16 protein-coding genes and 1 other annotated feature are annotated in these 17,992 nt (G+C 46.5%); of the genes, 6 read left to right on the forward strand and 10 right to left on the reverse strand.

All coding sequences use genetic code 11. The features are described from left to right. Positions 1-117 precede the first annotated feature (117 nt). Positions 118-1,215 (forward strand): M24 family metallopeptidase, encoded by a 1,098-nt coding sequence (locus PQI28_RS06575; protein WP_214782181.1) that lies wholly within the window; start codon positions 118-120, stop codon positions 1,213-1,215. 42 nt (positions 1,216-1,257) lie between these two features. Here PQI28_RS06575 and PQI28_RS06580 read toward each other — a convergent pair whose 3' ends face one another. Together PQI28_RS06580 and PQI28_RS06585 are read right to left on the reverse strand one after the other, a co-directional pair. Further along, complete coding sequence (locus PQI28_RS06580) at positions 1,258-1,980, reverse strand: metallophosphoesterase family protein (protein WP_339962793.1); 723 nt, start codon at positions 1,978-1,980, stop codon at positions 1,258-1,260. Positions 1,981-1,991: 11 nt separating this feature from the next. Continuing rightward, complete coding sequence (locus PQI28_RS06585) at positions 1,992-2,717, reverse strand: SDR family oxidoreductase (protein WP_214820400.1); 726 nt, start codon at positions 2,715-2,717, stop codon at positions 1,992-1,994. A 183-nt stretch (positions 2,718-2,900) separates the two neighbouring features. On the opposite strand from PQI28_RS06585, the gene PQI28_RS06590 reads away from it, so the two are divergent. Beyond that, complete coding sequence (locus PQI28_RS06590) at positions 2,901-3,338, forward strand: universal stress protein (RefSeq protein ID WP_012726732.1); 438 nt, start codon at positions 2,901-2,903, stop codon at positions 3,336-3,338. 52 nt (positions 3,339-3,390) lie between these two features. On the opposite strand, the gene PQI28_RS06595 is transcribed toward PQI28_RS06590, so the two are convergent. The 4 genes from PQI28_RS06595 to tpx all read right to left on the reverse strand — a co-directional run bounded on the left by PQI28_RS06595 (position 3,391) and on the right by tpx (position 7,176). After that, on the reverse strand, positions 3,391-3,987 hold the full coding sequence (locus tag PQI28_RS06595) for a 3D domain-containing protein (protein WP_339962794.1): 597 nt from the start codon (positions 3,985-3,987) through the stop codon (positions 3,391-3,393). Positions 3,988-4,365: 378 nt separating this feature from the next. Further along, a complete protein-coding gene (locus tag PQI28_RS06600) occupies positions 4,366-5,577 on the reverse strand; it encodes an acetate kinase (RefSeq protein WP_214693261.1) in 1,212 nt (403 codons plus the stop codon). A gap of 119 nt (positions 5,578-5,696) precedes the next feature. Continuing rightward, positions 5,697-6,590 (reverse strand): class I SAM-dependent methyltransferase, encoded by an 894-nt coding sequence (locus tag PQI28_RS06605; RefSeq protein WP_339962795.1) that lies wholly within the window; start codon positions 6,588-6,590, stop codon positions 5,697-5,699. A gap of 97 nt (positions 6,591-6,687) precedes the next feature. Beyond that, positions 6,688-7,176, reverse strand: a complete 489-nt coding sequence (gene tpx / locus PQI28_RS06610; protein WP_074033440.1) for a thiol peroxidase — start codon at positions 7,174-7,176, stop codon at positions 6,688-6,690. 149 nt (positions 7,177-7,325) lie between these two features. Between tpx and PQI28_RS06615 the strand changes: the two genes are divergently transcribed. Next, complete coding sequence (locus tag PQI28_RS06615; RefSeq protein ID WP_214694006.1) at positions 7,326-8,144, forward strand: NAD kinase; 819 nt, start codon at positions 7,326-7,328, stop codon at positions 8,142-8,144. A gap of 53 nt (positions 8,145-8,197) precedes the next feature. Here PQI28_RS06615 and PQI28_RS06620 read toward each other — a convergent pair whose 3' ends face one another. Both PQI28_RS06620 and ezrA read right to left on the reverse strand, forming a co-directional pair. Beyond that, the gene (locus tag PQI28_RS06620) at positions 8,198-9,769 is read right to left on the reverse strand and encodes an amidohydrolase (protein WP_339962796.1); all 1,572 of its coding nucleotides are present in this window, start codon (positions 9,767-9,769) and stop codon (positions 8,198-8,200) included. Positions 9,770-9,843: 74 nt separating this feature from the next. After that, on the reverse strand, positions 9,844-11,574 hold the full coding sequence (gene ezrA, locus PQI28_RS06625) for a septation ring formation regulator EzrA (RefSeq protein WP_339962797.1): 1,731 nt from the start codon (positions 11,572-11,574) through the stop codon (positions 9,844-9,846). A gap of 235 nt (positions 11,575-11,809) precedes the next feature. On the opposite strand from ezrA, the gene PQI28_RS06630 reads away from it, so the two are divergent. Both PQI28_RS06630 and rpsD read left to right on the forward strand, forming a co-directional pair. Continuing rightward, on the forward strand, positions 11,810-12,292 hold the full coding sequence (locus tag PQI28_RS06630; RefSeq protein WP_214693271.1) for a GAF domain-containing protein: 483 nt from the start codon (positions 11,810-11,812) through the stop codon (positions 12,290-12,292). Between the two features lie 222 nt (positions 12,293-12,514). Next, the gene (gene rpsD / locus PQI28_RS06635; RefSeq protein ID WP_074033444.1) at positions 12,515-13,114 is read left to right on the forward strand and encodes a 30S ribosomal protein S4; all 600 of its coding nucleotides are present in this window, start codon (positions 12,515-12,517) and stop codon (positions 13,112-13,114) included. 35 nt (positions 13,115-13,149) lie between these two features. Here the strand turns inward: rpsD and PQI28_RS06640 are convergent, their stop codons facing one another. Continuing rightward, on the reverse strand, positions 13,150-13,776 hold the full coding sequence (locus tag PQI28_RS06640) for a GTP pyrophosphokinase (RefSeq protein ID WP_214693273.1): 627 nt from the start codon (positions 13,774-13,776) through the stop codon (positions 13,150-13,152). A 96-nt stretch (positions 13,777-13,872) separates the two neighbouring features. Further along, complete coding sequence (gene tyrS / locus PQI28_RS06645) at positions 13,873-15,120, reverse strand: tyrosine--tRNA ligase (RefSeq protein ID WP_339962799.1); 1,248 nt, start codon at positions 15,118-15,120, stop codon at positions 13,873-13,875. A 47-nt stretch (positions 15,121-15,167) separates the two neighbouring features. After that, positions 15,168-15,365, reverse strand: a binding site (T-box leader). A 168-nt stretch (positions 15,366-15,533) separates the two neighbouring features. On the opposite strand from tyrS, the gene PQI28_RS06650 reads away from it, so the two are divergent. Beyond that, on the forward strand, positions 15,534-17,987 hold the full coding sequence (locus PQI28_RS06650) for a transglycosylase domain-containing protein (protein ID WP_339962800.1): 2,454 nt from the start codon (positions 15,534-15,536) through the stop codon (positions 17,985-17,987). Positions 17,988-17,992 lie beyond the last annotated feature (5 nt).

The raw sequence follows: 17,992 nt of genomic DNA on the forward strand, positions 1-17,992 counted from the left end.
GTATCAGTCAAACTTGTTCAAACTGTACTAATCAAATTGCAACATTTCCTTTCTGTTTTCGAAACAGCTATAATAGACGAGTAGTCAACGTAAGAGTGAGAAGGGAAGGGATTCATCTTGAATCAACGCACCAATCAAATTGCACAATCTTTAGCGACGAAAGGATTAGACGCAGCATTCGTCACGTCAAAGGCATCTGTATTTTACTTCTCGGGAGTATACGCAGAAGCACACGAGCGGCTGATTGCCATCCTCGTCCTAAAGAATGGGACAACTGCCATCATTTGTCCCGCCCTTGAAAAAGGAATTGTCGAAGCGAGTGACTGGACAGGTGAAATCGTGACGTACATGGACCACGAGAATCCGTGGGATAAAATCGTCAAGTTGTTCCTCGATAACCAAATCGTTCCTGAGCGTATCGGGATTGAAGGCGAGCATTTGACATTCAATCGTGTCGAGCAACTCCGCGCTGGTTTTGCCGGATTGTCGATTATCGATTTGACAGACGAACTCCAAACGTTACGCATGATCAAATCACCGGATGAAGTACGTACAATGAAACGCGCCGCTGAACTTGCAGACATGGCAATCGAAGCAGGAATTCGTTCACTCCGTGAGGGCGTGACCGAGCTCGAAGTCATCGCGGACATCGAATATGCGATGAAACAACAAGGCGTTCGTGAAATGTCATTCGACACACTCGTATTGTTCGGTGAAAACAGCGCTGACCCTCACGGTGTACCAGGCAACAACCGTTTGAAGAAAGGCGATTTCGCCTTGTTCGACCTCGGTGTCGTCTGGCAAGGGTATTGCTCGGATATCACTCGAACGGTCGTCTTCGGTGAAGCGAGTACGAAACAACGTGAAATTTACGAAACAGTATTACAAGCAGAAGAAGCAGCGATCGAGATGGCGAATGTCGGTACGACGCTCGGAGCGATCGATATCGCAGCCCGTCAAGTCATCACGTCTGCTGGATACGGTGAGTACTTCACGCACCGTATCGGTCATGGAATCGGAATCGAAGTTCATGAACATCCATCGATGGCGGCGAACAATGATATGACAGCTCAAGTCGGCATGACGTTTACCGTCGAACCAGGTATTTATCTACCGGGTGTCGGCGGGGTCCGTATCGAAGATGACCTCGTCATGACGGAGAGCGGTCCGATTGCATTGACGAGTTATCCGAAAACACTTCAAGAGATCGTATAAGAAAAAGGTGGGGTCCAAGGACCTCACCTTTTTACGCATTCCTCAATAGAACAATCGGAACATGACATCGCGTTGCGGAACTTCATAACGTTCCATTTTCTCTAGAAATATTCGTTTGTCATAAGGGACAGCCCGCAGATCAATCTGCATCCCCTTATCCCCGCCTGACAAAATCGCGAACCGCGCAAGTTCATCTCGTGCGACACCGAGCGCACCAGGATTGACGTACCGCTTCTTCTCGTCTTCGAATAGGTGAACCGGGTGGTGATGCCCAAATAAGATGATATCCCCATCGTACTCTCCATACAACCGTTGCATGTTTTCAAGTGTCGGTTCGAGAATGTCATGGAACGGTTCATCAACGATGGTGGCTTGACGCTTTTCGCTCGGGATATGGTAGTGGATACCGAACGCTTTCTGACTAGCCATCTCACTCGTAATCGTTCGTGGAAGAGACTCAAGAACATCCACATATCTAGAATCGAGATGACGTGCGACCCATTCGTGATGCGGTCGCGTATGCGCGTAGCTTTCTGGGTGACCATGTCCGGATAGGAGCGAGACGACCGCTTCATCGTGATTACCGGAAATCATGTGTGCCCCGCGGTCAATCAATCGCTCCATGACCGCGTTTGAGTCTGGCCCCATCGCAATCATGTCACCAAGTGACCAGATCATGTCGACCTGTTCTGTATCTAACGCATGAAGGACTGCCTCTAGCGCCTCTAGATTTCCGTGAACGTCAGTCACAACGCCAATCTTCATCGCTCTCCCCCTCACTTTCGATACTGATGGACAACGTTGACCCCGCCGGTCACATCGATGACGGCGCCCGTAATCATATCTGATTCCTCATGTAATAGGAAGGAAATGAGTCGTGCGATATCCTCTCCAGTTCCGTGTCGTCCGACTGGAGTCCCTTCATCGATTTCCGCTTCCTCGATACGCATCTCTTTTTGAGATCCGACGATGTTTCCTGGATTGACCATATTTGCCGTAATCCCAAAAGGCGCTTCCTCAAGAGCGACCGATTTCGTCAAACTGACGAGTGCCGTTTTTGCTGCTGCAAATGCTGAACGGTGAATCCATCCGGGAGCTGATGCACTTTCCGGAAACCCGTATGAGATGATGCGCCCGAAACGATTCGAGCGCATCGAAGGAATCGCGCGACGCATCAACCAAAACGAGGCGGACAGGTTACCTGTCACCACTTCATCCCACTCTTCATCTGTCAATTCAACAAGCGGTTTCCGTTCAAAAATGTATGGACCCGCATTTAAAATCAAAGCATCCGGTTCACCAAACCGCTCGACCGCTTCCTCATAGGCCGAGAGCAGCTGTTTGCGATCCGTCAACCCTGCCTCGATCATATGTATCCGCTCATGTTCCCAATCAATCGGATTCCGCTGTAAAATACTGACGTGCCATCCATCTTGCAAAAGACGCTCTGTCACGACACGGCCAATCCCTTTCGCACCAGAAGTAATCATTACATGTTTCATCGTCCAACCTCCTCCGCCTTATTTTACCCGTTCTTTCACGTGAATTCCAAACTTGGACATGTCGTGAACAATTCCATGAAAAAATTCACTCCTTTTCATGACGAAAAAGCGTGAAATTCGAAAGAAGTGGTATACTATATATGTAAGCCGAACGTATATTTCGAGCGAAAGGTTGGGATTTACATGGCAATTGTATACAAACACATTCTATCTGCCGTTGACGGCTCTAAAGAGGCGGAACGTGCATTCGAAACTGCAATCGATGTCGCTATTCGTAACGAAGGGAAACTGTATGTAGGTCACGTGATTGACACGCGTACATTTGCGACAGTTGAAGCCTACGATCGGACGATTACGGAACGCGCAGAAACGTATGCCAAAGAGTTACTCGAAGACTATGTGAACCGCGCGAAAGAACGTGGCGTGAAAGAAGTCGAGACCGTGATCGAATACGGTTCTCCAAAAGTGACAATCGCTAAAAAGATTGCTCCTAACCATGATATTGATCTTATTATTTGTGGCGCGACTGGGTTGAACGCTGTCGAACGCTTCTTTATCGGAAGTGTTTCAGAAAGCATCGTCCGCTATGCGAAGTGCGACGTGCTCATCGTCCGTCAATAATCATTTATTCTCGAAAAAGGGGTCTTGCGCAATCGCAAGACCCCTTTCTTTATTACAACACCTTGACCGTAACCGTTTTACGACCGAATTGAATCGCCGCACTGTGCGAATACATTAAGATGTCGATTTTATTTCCTTTGATGGCGCCGCCAGTATCTGCAGCCGTATACGTTCCTAACAATTTGCTTCCTACGTATACTTGAACTTTCGTTCCAAGTGGAATGACACGCGGGTCGACCGCAATCACATTACGTTTTTGTTTACGAACGTCCCAACCAAGAGCCGTCTTTCCTGAACAACCTTTGCAATAAGGTGTATACGCCGACGCTTTCATCGTGTACGTTTTGCCCACAGACTGTTTCTTCGCTCCTGTTGTCGTGACATAACTTGTCGCAACCCATGCTTTTTTCTTATTATAATAAACTTGTGTCCAGGCTCCTTTTGAACCTAAACGTTGCAATTTTTGACCTTTGTTTAACTTACCTAAAATTTTTGTACCCATTCGTGCATCTGAACGGATATTTAAATCGTTCACTTTACTGACGACATAAACTTTATTTGAAGAGGCAGCTTGCACTTGCGATTGTGGCAGGAAAAGCGTTGAAACTAAAATCGTAATTAGCATCATCCATCCTAACTTTTTAAGCATGCAATCGTTCCTCCCTTAGTTCAAATCGTGTCATCGATGATTTGTACATCGAATGTTTCGTCCAGATAACTATATGATGAAATATGTAGCAGTGCCGTTACACTTACAGTTCATTTGAATGTCACGAACGTTACAACTTGATGTCAAAACAACCGATTATTTGCTTTAAATTGCACCTTTGAAACGAAGTAGAGATATTTATATAAATACTCATCCAATATATGGTTCTTTCATGACTCAAATGTTACAAAATGATATAAAACATGCAGCTAATGTTACAAAGCGAAAAATCATTTGTCCCATTCATTCTCTAGCACGTTAGGAAAAAAGGCTCAAAAAAACCCACGTTACGCAAAGTAACGTGGGTTTGAGTGATTCTTATGCGTGCTCTTCAACGAGGTTTGCAATGCGAACCGTATCGCGCGCGATGACCAATTCTTCGTTCGTCGGGATGATGATGACCTTAACTGGTGAGTGTGGGTAGTTGATGAACAACTCTTTGCCTCGTGCACCATTGTTAAGTGAAGGATCCCAGTAGACGCCCATGAATTCGAGACCACGGAGGATACGCTCACGGATGACATCCGAGTTTTCACCGACACCCGCCGTGAAGATGATGGCGTCGACACCATTCATTTCAGCGGCATATTGACCGATGTAACCGTGAATACGGTTTGAGAAGATTTTGAGAGATACTTCTGCACGGTGGTTTCCTTCTGCAGCCGCTTGCTCGATGTCACGTAAGTCACTTGAAATACCAGAGAGACCGTAAACACCAGACTCTTTGTTCATGACGTTCAAGACGTCTTCAGCAGACTTCCCTGTTTTTTGCATCAAAAATGGGATAAGGGCTGGGTCAAGCGAACCTGAGCGAGTTCCCATCGTAATTCCTTCAAGCGGTGTGAAGCCCATTGTTGTATCGATCGAACGACCACCTGCAACGGCTGCGATTGACGCACCGCTACCGAGGTGACATGAGATTAAACGCAAGTCTTCGAGCGGACGACCGAGAAGTTCTGCTGCACGTTGTGTCACATACTTGTGGCTCGTCCCGTGGAAACCATATTTACGTACACCGTGCTCTGTATAGTATTCATACGGAAGACTGTACAAGAAGTTCTCTTCTGGCATCGATTGGTGGAATGCCGTGTCGAATACCGCAACTTGTGGAACGTTTGGCAAGATTGCTTGGAAAGCACGAATCCCAGTCAAGTTTGGTGGGATGTGAAGTGGTCCGAGCTCTGTGAAAGACTCGATGTTCTTCATGACTTCGTCATCGATCACAACCGAATCCGCATACAACTCTTTCCCGTGTAACACACGGTGACCTACGCCAGAAATCTCATCGAACGATTGAATGATATCAAGTTCGATCAGTTTCTCTAACGTCAATTCAACCGCTTCTTTGTGCGTGTGAAGTGGTGTGACCACGTTGAACTTCTGTCCTTCACCGTACTTGATTGTAAAAATTGCATCTTCTTTCCCTACACGCTCAACCAATCCAACTGCGAGCAACTCTTCCGTTGGCATCTCGAGTAACTGGAACTTGAGCGATGAACTACCAGCATTGACTGCCATAATTTTCGTCATGTCATACACCTCTTACCTTTCGTTTTAAACGCGTTTCTTTATCTGTTCAATTTAAAACTGATAACTGTATCATAATGAAGATACTTGATTTTGAATACCTTTTTCAAGTATTTTGTCTATTATTTTTGCGTTGTTTTGAACCAATCATCAATCTGTTTCACTACATTGGCAACAGCTCGAACGTCTGTGAACGACGGAAGCTCAACGAATAAGGCTTGTTTCGGGCGTGTGACGCCTTCCCCTACTTTTTGTAGAAGCAACAAACTTTTTGCATAGCGTTCATCTTTGAACATCGTCGTCGGAAGTTGGATCACACCTTTGACAACCGCTTCACGGTCCATCCATTGTTTTAATTTCCCTTCATCATCTTGTTCAAACAAATTGTTCGGAATGACGAACAATCCGTGTCCACCTGGTTTCGTATGGCGGATCGCTTGTTCCATCATCAAGAAATGAGAATAGGCATGCCCTTCATTACGTTTCATGTCGTATTCGACCGCGACTTCATCATTTGGGTAGTAACCGATCGGTAAATCCGCAAGTGACAAATCACTCGGTTCGACAAACAACGGGGCGAGCGCGTCTTGATGGAAGTATGAAACCGGCTCTCCTAATAAATTGCTGATCGAATAAGAGAGACGAAGCAACAATTCATCGACTTCGACCGCTTGTGCCGTTGCTTCTTTCAATTGCGAGAGGACCGCATGTGTCAATGTGCCTGTTCCGCTCCCAAGATCGAGAATCGTCGCACCATCTTTAAGGAGCTTCGTTGCAAAGTAGCCCATGAACAAACTGACCGCATCCGGAGTCGGTTGGTTGTTCGGTGGGAGTTGCGTCGTTTCTTCAAGCACGAGTAGACTGACAGCTTTCCGCACGTCATCCATCTTCTCATTTTCGATGTCGACATGGTCAAACACTTGTACTAGTGCCTCAATCGGTAATACATCAAGGTCGTTGACAAGTTTTTTCGCTTCTTTCTTCCAATCACGATACAGTTGTTCAAAACGTTCCATTTTCGTTCATCCTTTCCATACAAAACCGGCCCCCCATAAGAGGACCGGTCGGTTCACGTACTAGTGTAAGCTATTTTAATCAATTTCGCCAAACGAATCAATTCGCTTGTTCGAATGCCTGAAGCGCTGCTTCGAAATCGACTTCGTCCGTCATTTCATCCATATATTGAACGTACTGGACGACACCGTTTGAATCGACGACGAACACAGAACGAGCGAGAAGACGCATTTCTTCAATTAATACGCCGTACGCTTTCGCAAATGATAGATCACGGTGATCAGAGAGTGTGACCACGTTGTCTAGACCTGAAGCCGAGCACCAACGACGTTGTGCGAATGGGAGGTCGTTCGACACAGTCAAGACCGTTCCGCCAAGTGATGATGCTTTCTCATTGAATTCACGCGTTTGTGCGTCACATACGCCTGTATCAATTGAAGGAATGACACTGATTAATTTTTTCCCCGGATAACTTGCTAATGTCACTTCTTCTAAAGCTGTCGTCAACACTTGGAAGTCAGGAGCTTGGTCTCCCACTTTTACTGGATTTCCTTGTAATGTCACGTTGTTCCCTTTAAATGTTGGCATGAACTCATCCCCTTTGTTGTAGTTACCTTCTCATCATATCGATGAAATTGAGCCTTTGACAAACTTCCTGCTTTTGGCTCTGTTTCAGTTTTCCCTATATTGGTTGAAGGAAACACGTTATAATAAAGGGGACACCATTGACAAAGGGGATGACTCAGATGAGAAATAACGTCTATTTGTACCATCGTAACGTCAACGAATTCACGAAAGAAGTGAAAAAGCTAAAAGAAATCGGGGAAAAACACGGGTTTAACATCGTCAATCAACCAGAAGATGCGAATATTATCGCTGCGGTTGGTGGAGACGGTGCCTTTTTACAGGCTGTTCGCTATACAGGTTTTCGTCAGGATGCTATCTACGTCGGATTCGGCCGCGGATTGAACGAGTTTTATTGTGACTTTGACATACATAAACTCGATGAAGTCGACCGCCTCTTCTCTGACAACTCGACGCGAATCGAAGAAGGTCTCGAAGTACGCAAATATCCACTTCTCTCCGCATCGATCAACGAATCGACACCGCTTCTTTGTTTAAATGAAGCTTCCATTAAATCGAGTATCATCAAATCACTCGCGATCGAGGTCTATATCGACGACTTGCACTTTGAGACATTCCGTGGGGACGGAATGGTCGTGTCGACTCCGACCGGTTCGACTGCTTATAACAAATCGTTGAGCGGCGCGGTCGTCGACCCACTCATCCCATGTATGCAAGTCAGCGAGATCGCTTCGGTCAACAACAACCGTTATCGTACCCTCGGCTCATCGTTTATCGTCCACGAATCGCGCAAGTTATCGCTTCGCATCGTCGAGGACGGAAACGATTACCCGATCATCGGTATGGATAACGAAGCACTCAGCTTGAAGTACACTGATCGGATTGACATCGAACTTTCTGATAAAGTCATCAAGACCGTCAAACTTCGGACGAACTCGTTCTGGCATAAAGTACAACGTTCATTCTTCTAATCAAGAAGAGGAGCCGGTTGACCCTAATTGGGATCAATCGGCTCCTCTTTAGTTTACGATGTGACGACTTCCGCCTCATATACCGGTTTTCCTTCGACGACCGTCATGACTAGACGATTATGAAGGATGTCCTCTCCTTGTAGTCGGAAGAAGTCCTCGTCCCACACGGTGAAGTTCGCGTTGTAACTTTGAATTAACAACCCGTTTCTTCCGTGTGTACCCGTGGCGACATGAGGTGAATACGTAAAGCTACGAAGCGCCTCATACATCGATAGACGCTCACTCGGATTTAACGTGCTCGAACCCTTAAACGACTGTCTTGCTACCGCTCCGAACAACCCTTTCCGAACATCAACGGATGAAATCGGGGCATCACTTCCCCCAAGCAATAACGCTCCCGTATCAAGAAGCGACTTGAAGCGATACACATCATGGACGCGTTCATTCCCTAACCGTTCAAACAACATATCTAAATCGTCAGAAAGGAAGACTGGTTGCGCATCGATCAGAACAGGCAGGGATTTGATGCGCTTGATTAAGGAATCATTCAACAAGGAAGCGTGGATAATTCGGTCACGCGTTCCTTTTTTAGCTGGATATTTCTCAAGCAGACTGACAAACTGTTCGACGGCTGCATCCCCAATCACGTGAGCCGCGACGTTCATCCCGTACGTACGTGCCTTTTTCACAAGTGCCTCTAGATGATCCGGTCGATGTACTTCGATACCACGCTGAGCCCGGTCATCGTCATACGGTGCTGAGAGCAGCGCTGTCCGTCCCCCGAACGAGCCGTCTACGAACAGTTTCATCGCCCCAAAGTCAAATCGTTTTCGTTTTGTCATCGCATCATGCTGAATGACACGGTCCACGACTTGTTCATGAACGAGAAGATGCGCTTGGAACGGCAATTCATCTAGCACGTCCTCATACGCTTGAATCGTCTCTAACGGGTCACCATGATAAAATAAGTCCTCGGTGTGGGCACCAACGATCCCGTGTGCGAACAACGAATCGATGGCACGTCGGAGTGAGGCAACATTTTTCTTTCGATTCCCACTCAGTTCTTTATATAAAAGGTCGAGCGCGGCATCATACAGGACACCATTCAACTTCCCTTCCTCGTCCCGACCAAGCTTCCCGCCTTCGATGACCGTGTGATGAATCAAACCGAGGCGCTCGAGTCCTTTCGAGTTCACGACCGCCACATGACGGCAGACACGCTTCAAGACGACGGGACGATCCGAGATGACTTCATCAATCATGTCTCGTGTCGGCATTTCACCGAGTAATCGATCATCAAATCCTTCTGCGACCACCCATTCGTCATCGGACCCTTGTTGTTTCATCGTCTCAAGTAATTCTCGAAGGTTGGTCGCCTCGCTTGCATCGACACGGTCTAGCGCTTCTCCGTAACCGACAAGATGAATGTGCGAGTCTGTGAAGGCAGGATAGACACTCTTTCCTTCCAAGTTCACAATCTCTTCTATCCGACCGGCGTATGTACGACGGAGATGACCCTCTTCGCCCATTTTTAAGATACGTCCATGCTCCACGAACATGGCCCGCATCATTTCACCCGGTTTATTCAACGTATAGATGTTTCCATTAACCCATAACGTACCCATCTGACGATTCCTCCTTGATTGAAAAAAGATTGACGTCTACGTTTTTCCCGTTTCCGTCAATCTTCATGCATCGTTTATTTTTTTAGCAGTTCTTGCTGTTCTAACCCTTGATCGACGCGTCGACGAATCTCATGCGCGCCATCTTCTTCGAAGCGGCCGAGCACACGCTCACCGATTTCAACGGCAGTACCATACTCCCCGTGTAGAAACTTGTTCTCTGCAAGCGTCAAAGCGATGTGTACTTCGTTGTCACGACGACGGAATCGGTTGGCGTATTGTAACAACTGTTCAGCATACGTCACTTGACGAATCAGCGCATGGACACGGTCGCGGAAGTGATCCATCATTTCTTCTACATCATGACTGAGTCCGACGATATAAGTCATATTGAATGGCGCTTTATCGAACTGTTCATCTAGAGACTGGACGCCTTTTTGAAGTTGACGTAAGTCGTTGGATAAATCGTTCGGGACGACAGGCATCGCGCTTTTCGCAAGAAGACGGCGGTGCGCAGACAATTCTTTCTTCCACGTTTCGAGCTTATGTCGTACTTCGAGTTCTTCTTTTCGTAACGAATTCGTGTCCTCGACGAATCGCTCATGCATGGCATTGAATTGATCGAGCGAACGTTTCGCTTCTTGGACTTTCGATTTAATCATGCTATACGGCAACATTTGGGCGACAAGCGCTTGCTCGATATCGAGTACATTCGCCGTGAGCGTCGTCCGTTCGCGCTCTAACTGCTCAAACTCCTCGCCGACGCGAGCGTTGATCTCATAGTTACTGACGAGTCGAGACATTTCTGTTTGCAGGTTGCTCATGATTTCGGAAGACTGACGTTCGCGCTCCTGAATCGTCGCAAATTCTTTCTTCACATATTGACGTGCATCGACTTCCGTTCGGAACGCTTCAAACAGCTGGTCGATATCGGAACTCAACTGTTGCATGTCCTCTTCGAAATGATCAAATTCCAATCGTTCGATGCGAGCCATCAGTTCCTCACGACGTTCTTCCGCTTGATCGATTTCTTCCATTAATCCGAGTGGTTCGAGCGCATACCCGTCCATCTGCATTTCTTTATGTCCAGCCCGTAACTGTTGAAGTTGTTGTTTCAACTCCACTTGGACCGTACGTACGAATTGCGGAATGATTCGAATCAATTCACGGATATGACCGACTTGGTCCGATAAGGCTTGTCCAGTCTCGAACGCCTCAGAGACTTGACCGACTTGTTTCAAATTGATCATTTCACTGCGCTTCGCCTCAGCGGCAGCAATCTCTTGCTCGACAAGCGTATACGTCGGTCCAAACGCATGATTTTGCGAATTCAATGTTTTGCGGAACTGATACAATTCTTTCTCGTCTTGCTTCACGATGTCCATAAGCGAAGTGTGGTGTGCCGTGAACTCATCCATCTCATCGAGCATGGCGTGTACCATCGTCTCGAGTTCTTCGATAAGTTGTTCTGTCGCATTCAAGTCCGCCTTTACTTTCATGAAGCGATATTTGTCCAAGTCTTCCTCGGCTCGATATAACGCTTCATCGATTTGACCTGCATGCACACTGACCAACTCATCCCAAGATTGATGCCAACGATCGAACTTTTCTTTCGTTTCCCCTTCCATTGGCCATTGCTTGAACTTCTGAAGTTCAACCGGAATGCTCGCGCTGAGCACACTTTGTTTTCTCATATCTAAGTCATCGATTTTTTGGTAAAAATTCCTTCGAATGAGCATACTCCCCAACATGCCGCCTAATACGACGACGATGATTCCAATGATTAACCCATAAATTCCGTAATCCATCTTTGTCACAACCTCCAAGCCGCTTTCGTGGACTTATGTACCTTATATAAAAAAGAAGTATTTTATAAGAATAGATATACCTAATCATATTATAGAACCAATGATTTGCATAGGTTTTCCAATGGTTTCAGTGGAGATTGTTCATTTTTTCTGAACTTTCACGCAAGACAAATCCGAATTTTGCGTGTACCATAATGCTAAATTCTAAAAACAAAAAAGATGGAGGGGATTCAATATGTTCCAAACAACATCCTATTCAGGTGATTTAGCTGCCGGTTACGATCTATTAAATAAACAACTCGCTGCTCTATTAGAAGGCGAAACAAATGCGGTCGCCAACCTTGCCAACGCAAGTGCTTTACTGAACCAATTTTTAGATCGAATCAACTGGGTCGGCTTTTATGTGACAGACTCTGAGGATAGCCTCATTCTCGGTCCTTTCCAAGGTCTTCCAGCTTGTGTGCATATCGCGTTCGGAAAAGGCGTTTGTGGAACAGCGGCGTCTACACAGGAAACGCAGCTCGTCGCTGACGTTCATCAATTCCCAGGACATATCGCATGCGACGCGGCTTCAAACTCTGAAATCGTTGTACCACTTGTTCGAGATGGAAAGACAATCGGTGTACTCGATATCGACAGTCCAGAATTCGATCGTTTCTCCGAAGTCGATCGTGTTGGACTCGAACGTTTTTGTGAGACGCTACTTCGCTTTATTTGATTGACAAGCATTTACTTTCATCGTATACTCATCTTTGTGCATGAAATGACGATAGCAGTCATAGACAAACGTATCCACCTTTCGGGCCTCGACTTAGTCGGAGGGGCATCTCGTAGCTTCGCTATCAAGTGAAGGTGCTTGCACCTTGAAAGGGGCGTTACTCGTCTTTGACACCGTTGTTCTTTTGTGCAAAATACATGAACAACAAGGAGGAGTCCAATCATGGCTCGTTACACAGGTCCAGCTTGGAAACTCTCGCGTCGCTTAGGCATCTCGCTTAGCGAAACGGGTAAAGAATTAGTAAAACGTCCTTACGCACCAGGTCAACACGGAAATGGTCGTAAGAAAATCTCAGAATACGGTCTTCAGCTTCAAGCGAAGCAAGCACTTCGTCACATGTACGGAGTGAACGAGAAGCAATTCCGCCGCATCTTCAACGATGCTGGTAAAATGCCAGGCATCCACGGTGAGAACTTCATGTTCTTGCTCGAATCACGCCTTGACAACCTCGTTTACCGTTTCGGCCTCGCTCGCACACGTCGTGGAGCACGCCAACTCGTCAACCACGGTCACATCACAGTTGACGGATCACGCGTAGACATCGCGTCTTACCGCGTAAAACCAGGTCAAGTTATCGCAGTTCGCGAAAAGTCGAAAAACGTGAAAGCAATCGCTGAAGCTCTTGAAGTAGCACCAGCTACAAAAGACTTCGTATCGTTTGACGCTGAGAAACTCGAAGGTACATTCGTACGTCTCCCAGAACGCGCTGAACTCAACGACCAAATCAAAGAGCAACTCATCGTCGAGTACTACTCACGTTAATGCTTTTAATCCCCTTCTTTGCGAAGGGGATTTTTTTATTTCTTCAGAATTTCTTGTCGAATGCGTCCCATCTGCGTATCGAGGGCATCGGCCATCCGTGACGCTTCAATGAGTTCTTCTTTCGACGACTCTGGTACCTCGTGCTGATATTTATATTGAAGTTTATGTTCCGTCGCCGCCCAAAAATCCATGGCAAGCGTACGAATTTGAATTTCAGCCGGTACCCAGATGATCCGCTCGGCCAAATAGACTTTTGTCTTCACGATCAGATGTAAACTCCGATACCCGCTCGGCTTCGGATGTTCGATGTAATCTTTGATTTCGATGATGTCCAAATCATCCCGTGCCTCTAAATGACGCAAGATCTCATAAATGTCATCACGGAAGCTCGTGACAATCCGAATCCCCGCCACATCATGGACGTGTTCCCAAAGTGCAGACACCTCTAGAGGTAAGTCTTTCCGCTTCATTTTGCGCACGATGGACGGTAACGTCTTCATTCTCGTCTTTACGTGTTCAATCGGTGAATAACCGAGTCGCGTCTGCCAATCCAAGTCAATGATCCCGAGATCGCTCTCGAGTTCCGTGATCGCCATTTCATAATATCGAAAGTGTTCACGCCATTGATGGAACTGGTCGCCGAAAAATTCTTCAATCTCCATCGTCATCCCTCCTATCTCCTCATTTTATCAAATCCGAATAACATAGAATGTACAAAAAACGTCCATTCCCCAACAAATGAGGAACGGACGTGATGATTATACGTGACGAATCACAAAGTACTTTTTCTTACCGCGACGAATGATTGTGAATTCACCGAGCGTGTCTTCGCGCGTGACGACTTTATCAAGCGCTTGTTCGCGTTCGCCGTTCAAGTAAATCGCTCCGTTCGTCACATCTTCACGTGCCTGACGTTTCGATGGTGAGATCTTCGCCTCGACGAGGAGGTCGACGATGTTGCGCTCGCCGTCAAGCTCGAATTGCGGCATTCCTTTGAAAGCATCTTCCATGTCTTCTGGTTGAAGCGACGTCAAATCTCCGCTAAAGAATGCTGTCGTGATGCGTTCCGCTTGTTCAAGTCCTGCTTCACCATGGACGAGCTTCGTCATCTCTTCTGCGAGACGGCGCTGCGCCACACGCTTCTCAGGTGCTTCTGCCACTTCAGTTGCAAGTGCTTCAATCTCTTCATGCGACATGAATGTGAAGTATTTGATGAACTTGATGACATCTGCATCGTCGACGTTGATCCAGAACTGGTAGAACTCGTAAGGTGACGTCTTGTCAGCGTCTAACCAGACCGCACCGCCAGCTGTCTTCCCGAACTTTTGTCCGTCCGACTTTGTGACGAGCGGAACCGTGAGACCGAACGCTTTTTCTGAATGGCCGAAGCGACGAATCAATTCAAGACCTGCCGTGATGTTCCCCCATTGGTCACTTCCACCGACTTGAAGACGACATTTCTCTGTCTCGTATAGTTTTAAGAAGTCGTATGATTGAAGCAACATGTATGAGAATTCTGTGTATGAAATTCCGTTCTCCAAGCGTGAATCGACAGAATCTTTCGCAAGCATGTAACTGATTGGGAAGTGCTTCCCGATGTCGCGAAGGAAATCGATGATGGACATCTCTTCCGTCCATTCGTAGTTGTTGCGAATCGTGATCGGGTTCTCCCCTTCAAGTGGAAGGAATCGGCTCAACTGATCTTTGATGCGGTCCGAGAAGAGTTTGACCGTATCTAACGTGTTCAATGAACGTTCATCCGAACGACCTGACGGGTCTCCAATCATACCTGTCGCCCCACCGACAAGCGCGATGACCTGGTGACCTGCTTGTTGGAAACGTTTCAGCGTCAAAATCGGGAGCAAGTGCCCGATATGAAGCGAGTCAGCTGTCGGGTCAAATCCCGTGTACAACGTCGTTGGTTGTTTCAGTTGTTCTTTCAATCCTTCTTCATCTGTCATTTGGTTGACAAGCCCTCGAAACTCTAAGTCTTTTAATAGTTCCATCTGTTCCACTCCTTCAATTGACATAAAAAAACGTCCCTTCTCATATGAGAAGGGACGGAGATTCCGCGGTACCACCCTACTTGTCGCAATTTGCGACCGCTTGAGCGAGAGATAACGGTCTCGAACCGGCCTAAAGGCACGCTCTGAAAGTGTAATTCATCGTTTGGCATTGGCTAGTTCACAGCAACCACTAGCTTTCTGGACAAGAGGCCCACCGACTACTTCGCTTTCTTCATCGCGTCATGATATCGTTGACTATGCTATTCATTTTATAAGCATCGTTTTCAACTTGTCAACTCCCATAATGAAACTTGCACGAGACTTCGGTTTCAAGGTAAGGTGTAGGTTGAATTGTGCTATAATCGAATATATTACTGTCTAAAATAGTTTTACACCATATTAAGGAGGCTGTCATGCTGCAGAAGATTCGAGACTTATGGAATAATCCGACGTCCATGAAAACACGTCGCTATGCCAATGTGATCTATGATGTGTCGTGGAACGTCTTACTCCTCACCATCATTTCTGTTGTACTAATCGGATTTTTAGGTGCCGGAATCGGTGTCGGATATTTCGCATCCCTTGTCAAAGATATGCCGACCCCTGCCTATAAAACGATGACGTCACAAATCAATACGTACACGTCGACGTCAAATATTTATTTCGGGAGCGGAGAACGGATCGGGAACTATACGACCGATGAAGTCCGAGTTCCAATCCCTATGGAAAAAGTATCACCCTATGTGGTCGATGCGCTTCTCGCGACTGAGGACGTTGAATTCTATGAACACGATGGAGTCGTGCCGAAAGCGACGCTCCGTGCCATCTTACAAGAAGCGACAGGGTCTGAAGATCGTACAGGTGGTTCGACCTTGACGCAACAATTGATTAAAAACCAAATGCTGACGAACGAAGTATCGTTCGAACGGAAAGCAAAAGAAATCCTACTTGCCCTTCGTCTTGAAAAAGCAATGGATAAGGATGAGATTTTAAATGCCTACCTAAACGTCGTCTCATTCGGTCGTAACTCGATGGGACGTAACATTTCAGGAATCGAAGCCGCCGCAAACGGCGTCTTCAACACATCTGCCGAGAAATTGACGCTTCCACAAGCAGCATTTTTAGCAGGTATTCCAAAAAACCCGTTCTTCTATACGCCTTACTATCAAGGTGGGGTCATTAAAGAAGATGTGTCAGGTGCGGTCAACCGAATGAAGACCGTTTTGAATCGGATGTATGTCGCTGGGAAGATTACACAAGAAGAGTATGACGCAGCGTATAACTACGACATTACACAAGACTTCATGAAGACGCAGTCGAAACCACGGGATAAGTATCCGTACGTCGTGCAGTGGGCGGAAGATGAGGCTCGCTTGATTGTACGTGATCACTTATTGGCACAAGACGGGGTAGACGTCAGCGAACTGAACGCCGAGGACCGACAAGAAGTACTCAGTACGTATGCTCGTCGTGCGCATAACGCCCTTCGTCAGGGTGGTTACAACATCAAGTTGACGTTGGATAAGAATATTTACGAATCAATGCAAAAACCCGCAAAAAATGATGGCAACTTCGGACCAGCAAATGATCCGAAAGTTGATCCAGAAAGAGGACCCGAACAAACTTCAGCCATCATGCTCGAAAACAAAACGGGTAAAATCCTTGGTTTCGTTGGTGGTCGCTATGTGAACGGTAAAACAGATGACTTCAACCGCGCCCGCCAAATGGAGCGTCAGATCGGGTCAACTGCGAAGCCACTTCTTGTGTATGCGAATGCAATCGAACAAGGCCTCATTACGACAGATACTGTGATTGTAGATGAAAAATACAACTATCAATATGGTTCTGAACCCGATACCATTCCCGTGCGGAACGAGGACTTAAAATACGCTGGTCCAATGACTGCACGTGAAGCATTGAAGCGTTCTCGTAACGTACCAGCAGTAAAAATTTATGAAGAACGTGCTAACTTTGTTCAAGATACTGAAAAACTAGTAAAAATGGGGATGAATGTTCCCGATGCCGATCGAACTGCTCCTTCTATGGCACTTGGAGTAAGTTCAGTTTCCTTATCATCTCTCGCATCAGGTTATGCTATGCTCGCAAACATGGGCGAACACGTTGAACCCTATATTGTCGAGAGCGTAGAGTATCAAGGTGAACCAATCTATCAACATCAAGAGAAGAAAACTCGAATCTATGAAGATCGGACAGCATATCTGATCATCGATATGCTCCGGGATGTCTACACATCTGGAACAGCCACATATGCCAACTCTTTACTACAAGTACCTGGAGATTGGATGGGGAAAACCGGTACAACTCAAGATCGTCGAGACTCCTATTTAGTTGGTTCTACCCCTGGCGTCACATTAGCTGTATGGACAGGCTATGATAAAGAAAATGGGTTAGATGACACAGGTAGATACGGACGTTATTATCAACGAACGCAAAATATGTGGTCTCAAATTGCCAATAATGTCTACGGTGTCAAACCTGAAATTTTTGCATCAAATGCCCGCTTCAATCAACCTTCTAGCGTAACTGCGAAAGACTTCAAAGACTCTGGTTCATTCTCTGAGAAGAAAAAAGTAGAAGAGAAAGAAAAAGAAGAGGAAGAGAAGAAGAAGGAAGAAGAGAAGAAACGAGAGGCAGAGGAAGCGAAGGAAGAGGCTGAAGAAGAGGCACAACAAGAAGCCGCTGCCAATGCTGCCGCTAAGAAAAAAGCTGAAGAAGAAGCTAGAGCTAAAGCCGAAGCCGAGGCAAAGAAAAAAGCCGAGGAAGAAGCGAAGAAGAAAGCTGAAGAAGAGGCACAACAAGAAGCTGAGCCACCAGCTGAAGAGAATGCCGATTCGGATGGTGCATAAAAAAA

This window comes from Exiguobacterium sp. USCH10, from assembly GCF_037619445.1.
Lineage (GTDB): Bacteria > Bacillota > Bacilli > Exiguobacteriales > Exiguobacteriaceae > Exiguobacterium > Exiguobacterium aestuarii_A.

What these genes read in the sequence shown, in the direction of transcription:
- PQI28_RS06580 (WP_339962793.1), bottom strand. Translation starts at nt 1,980, where the DNA reads ATGAAGATTGGCGTTGTGACTGACGTTCACGGAAATCTAGAGGCGCTA.
- PQI28_RS06585 (WP_214820400.1), bottom strand. Translation starts at nt 2,717, where the DNA reads ATGAAACATGTAATGATTACTTCTGGTGCGAAAGGGATTGGCCGTGTC.
- PQI28_RS06590 (WP_012726732.1), top strand. Translation starts at nt 2,901, where the DNA reads ATGGCAATTGTATACAAACACATTCTATCTGCCGTTGACGGCTCTAAA.
- PQI28_RS06595 (WP_339962794.1), bottom strand. Translation starts at nt 3,987, where the DNA reads ATGCTTAAAAAGTTAGGATGGATGATGCTAATTACGATTTTAGTTTCA.
- PQI28_RS06600 (WP_214693261.1), bottom strand. Translation starts at nt 5,577, where the DNA reads ATGACGAAAATTATGGCAGTCAATGCTGGTAGTTCATCGCTCAAGTTC.
- PQI28_RS06605 (WP_339962795.1), bottom strand. Translation starts at nt 6,590, where the DNA reads ATGGAACGTTTTGAACAACTGTATCGTGATTGGAAGAAAGAAGCGAAA.
- tpx (WP_074033440.1), bottom strand. Translation starts at nt 7,176, where the DNA reads ATGCCAACATTTAAAGGGAACAACGTGACATTACAAGGAAATCCAGTA.
- PQI28_RS06615 (WP_214694006.1), top strand. Translation starts at nt 7,326, where the DNA reads ATGACTCAGATGAGAAATAACGTCTATTTGTACCATCGTAACGTCAAC.
- PQI28_RS06620 (WP_339962796.1), bottom strand. Translation starts at nt 9,769, where the DNA reads ATGGGTACGTTATGGGTTAATGGAAACATCTATACGTTGAATAAACCG.
- ezrA (WP_339962797.1), bottom strand. Translation starts at nt 11,574, where the DNA reads ATGGATTACGGAATTTATGGGTTAATCATTGGAATCATCGTCGTCGTA.
- PQI28_RS06630 (WP_214693271.1), top strand. Translation starts at nt 11,810, where the DNA reads ATGTTCCAAACAACATCCTATTCAGGTGATTTAGCTGCCGGTTACGAT.
- rpsD (WP_074033444.1), top strand. Translation starts at nt 12,515, where the DNA reads ATGGCTCGTTACACAGGTCCAGCTTGGAAACTCTCGCGTCGCTTAGGC.
- PQI28_RS06640 (WP_214693273.1), bottom strand. Translation starts at nt 13,776, where the DNA reads ATGGAGATTGAAGAATTTTTCGGCGACCAGTTCCATCAATGGCGTGAA.
- tyrS (WP_339962799.1), bottom strand. Translation starts at nt 15,120, where the DNA reads ATGGAACTATTAAAAGACTTAGAGTTTCGAGGGCTTGTCAACCAAATG.
- PQI28_RS06650 (WP_339962800.1), top strand. Translation starts at nt 15,534, where the DNA reads ATGCTGCAGAAGATTCGAGACTTATGGAATAATCCGACGTCCATGAAA.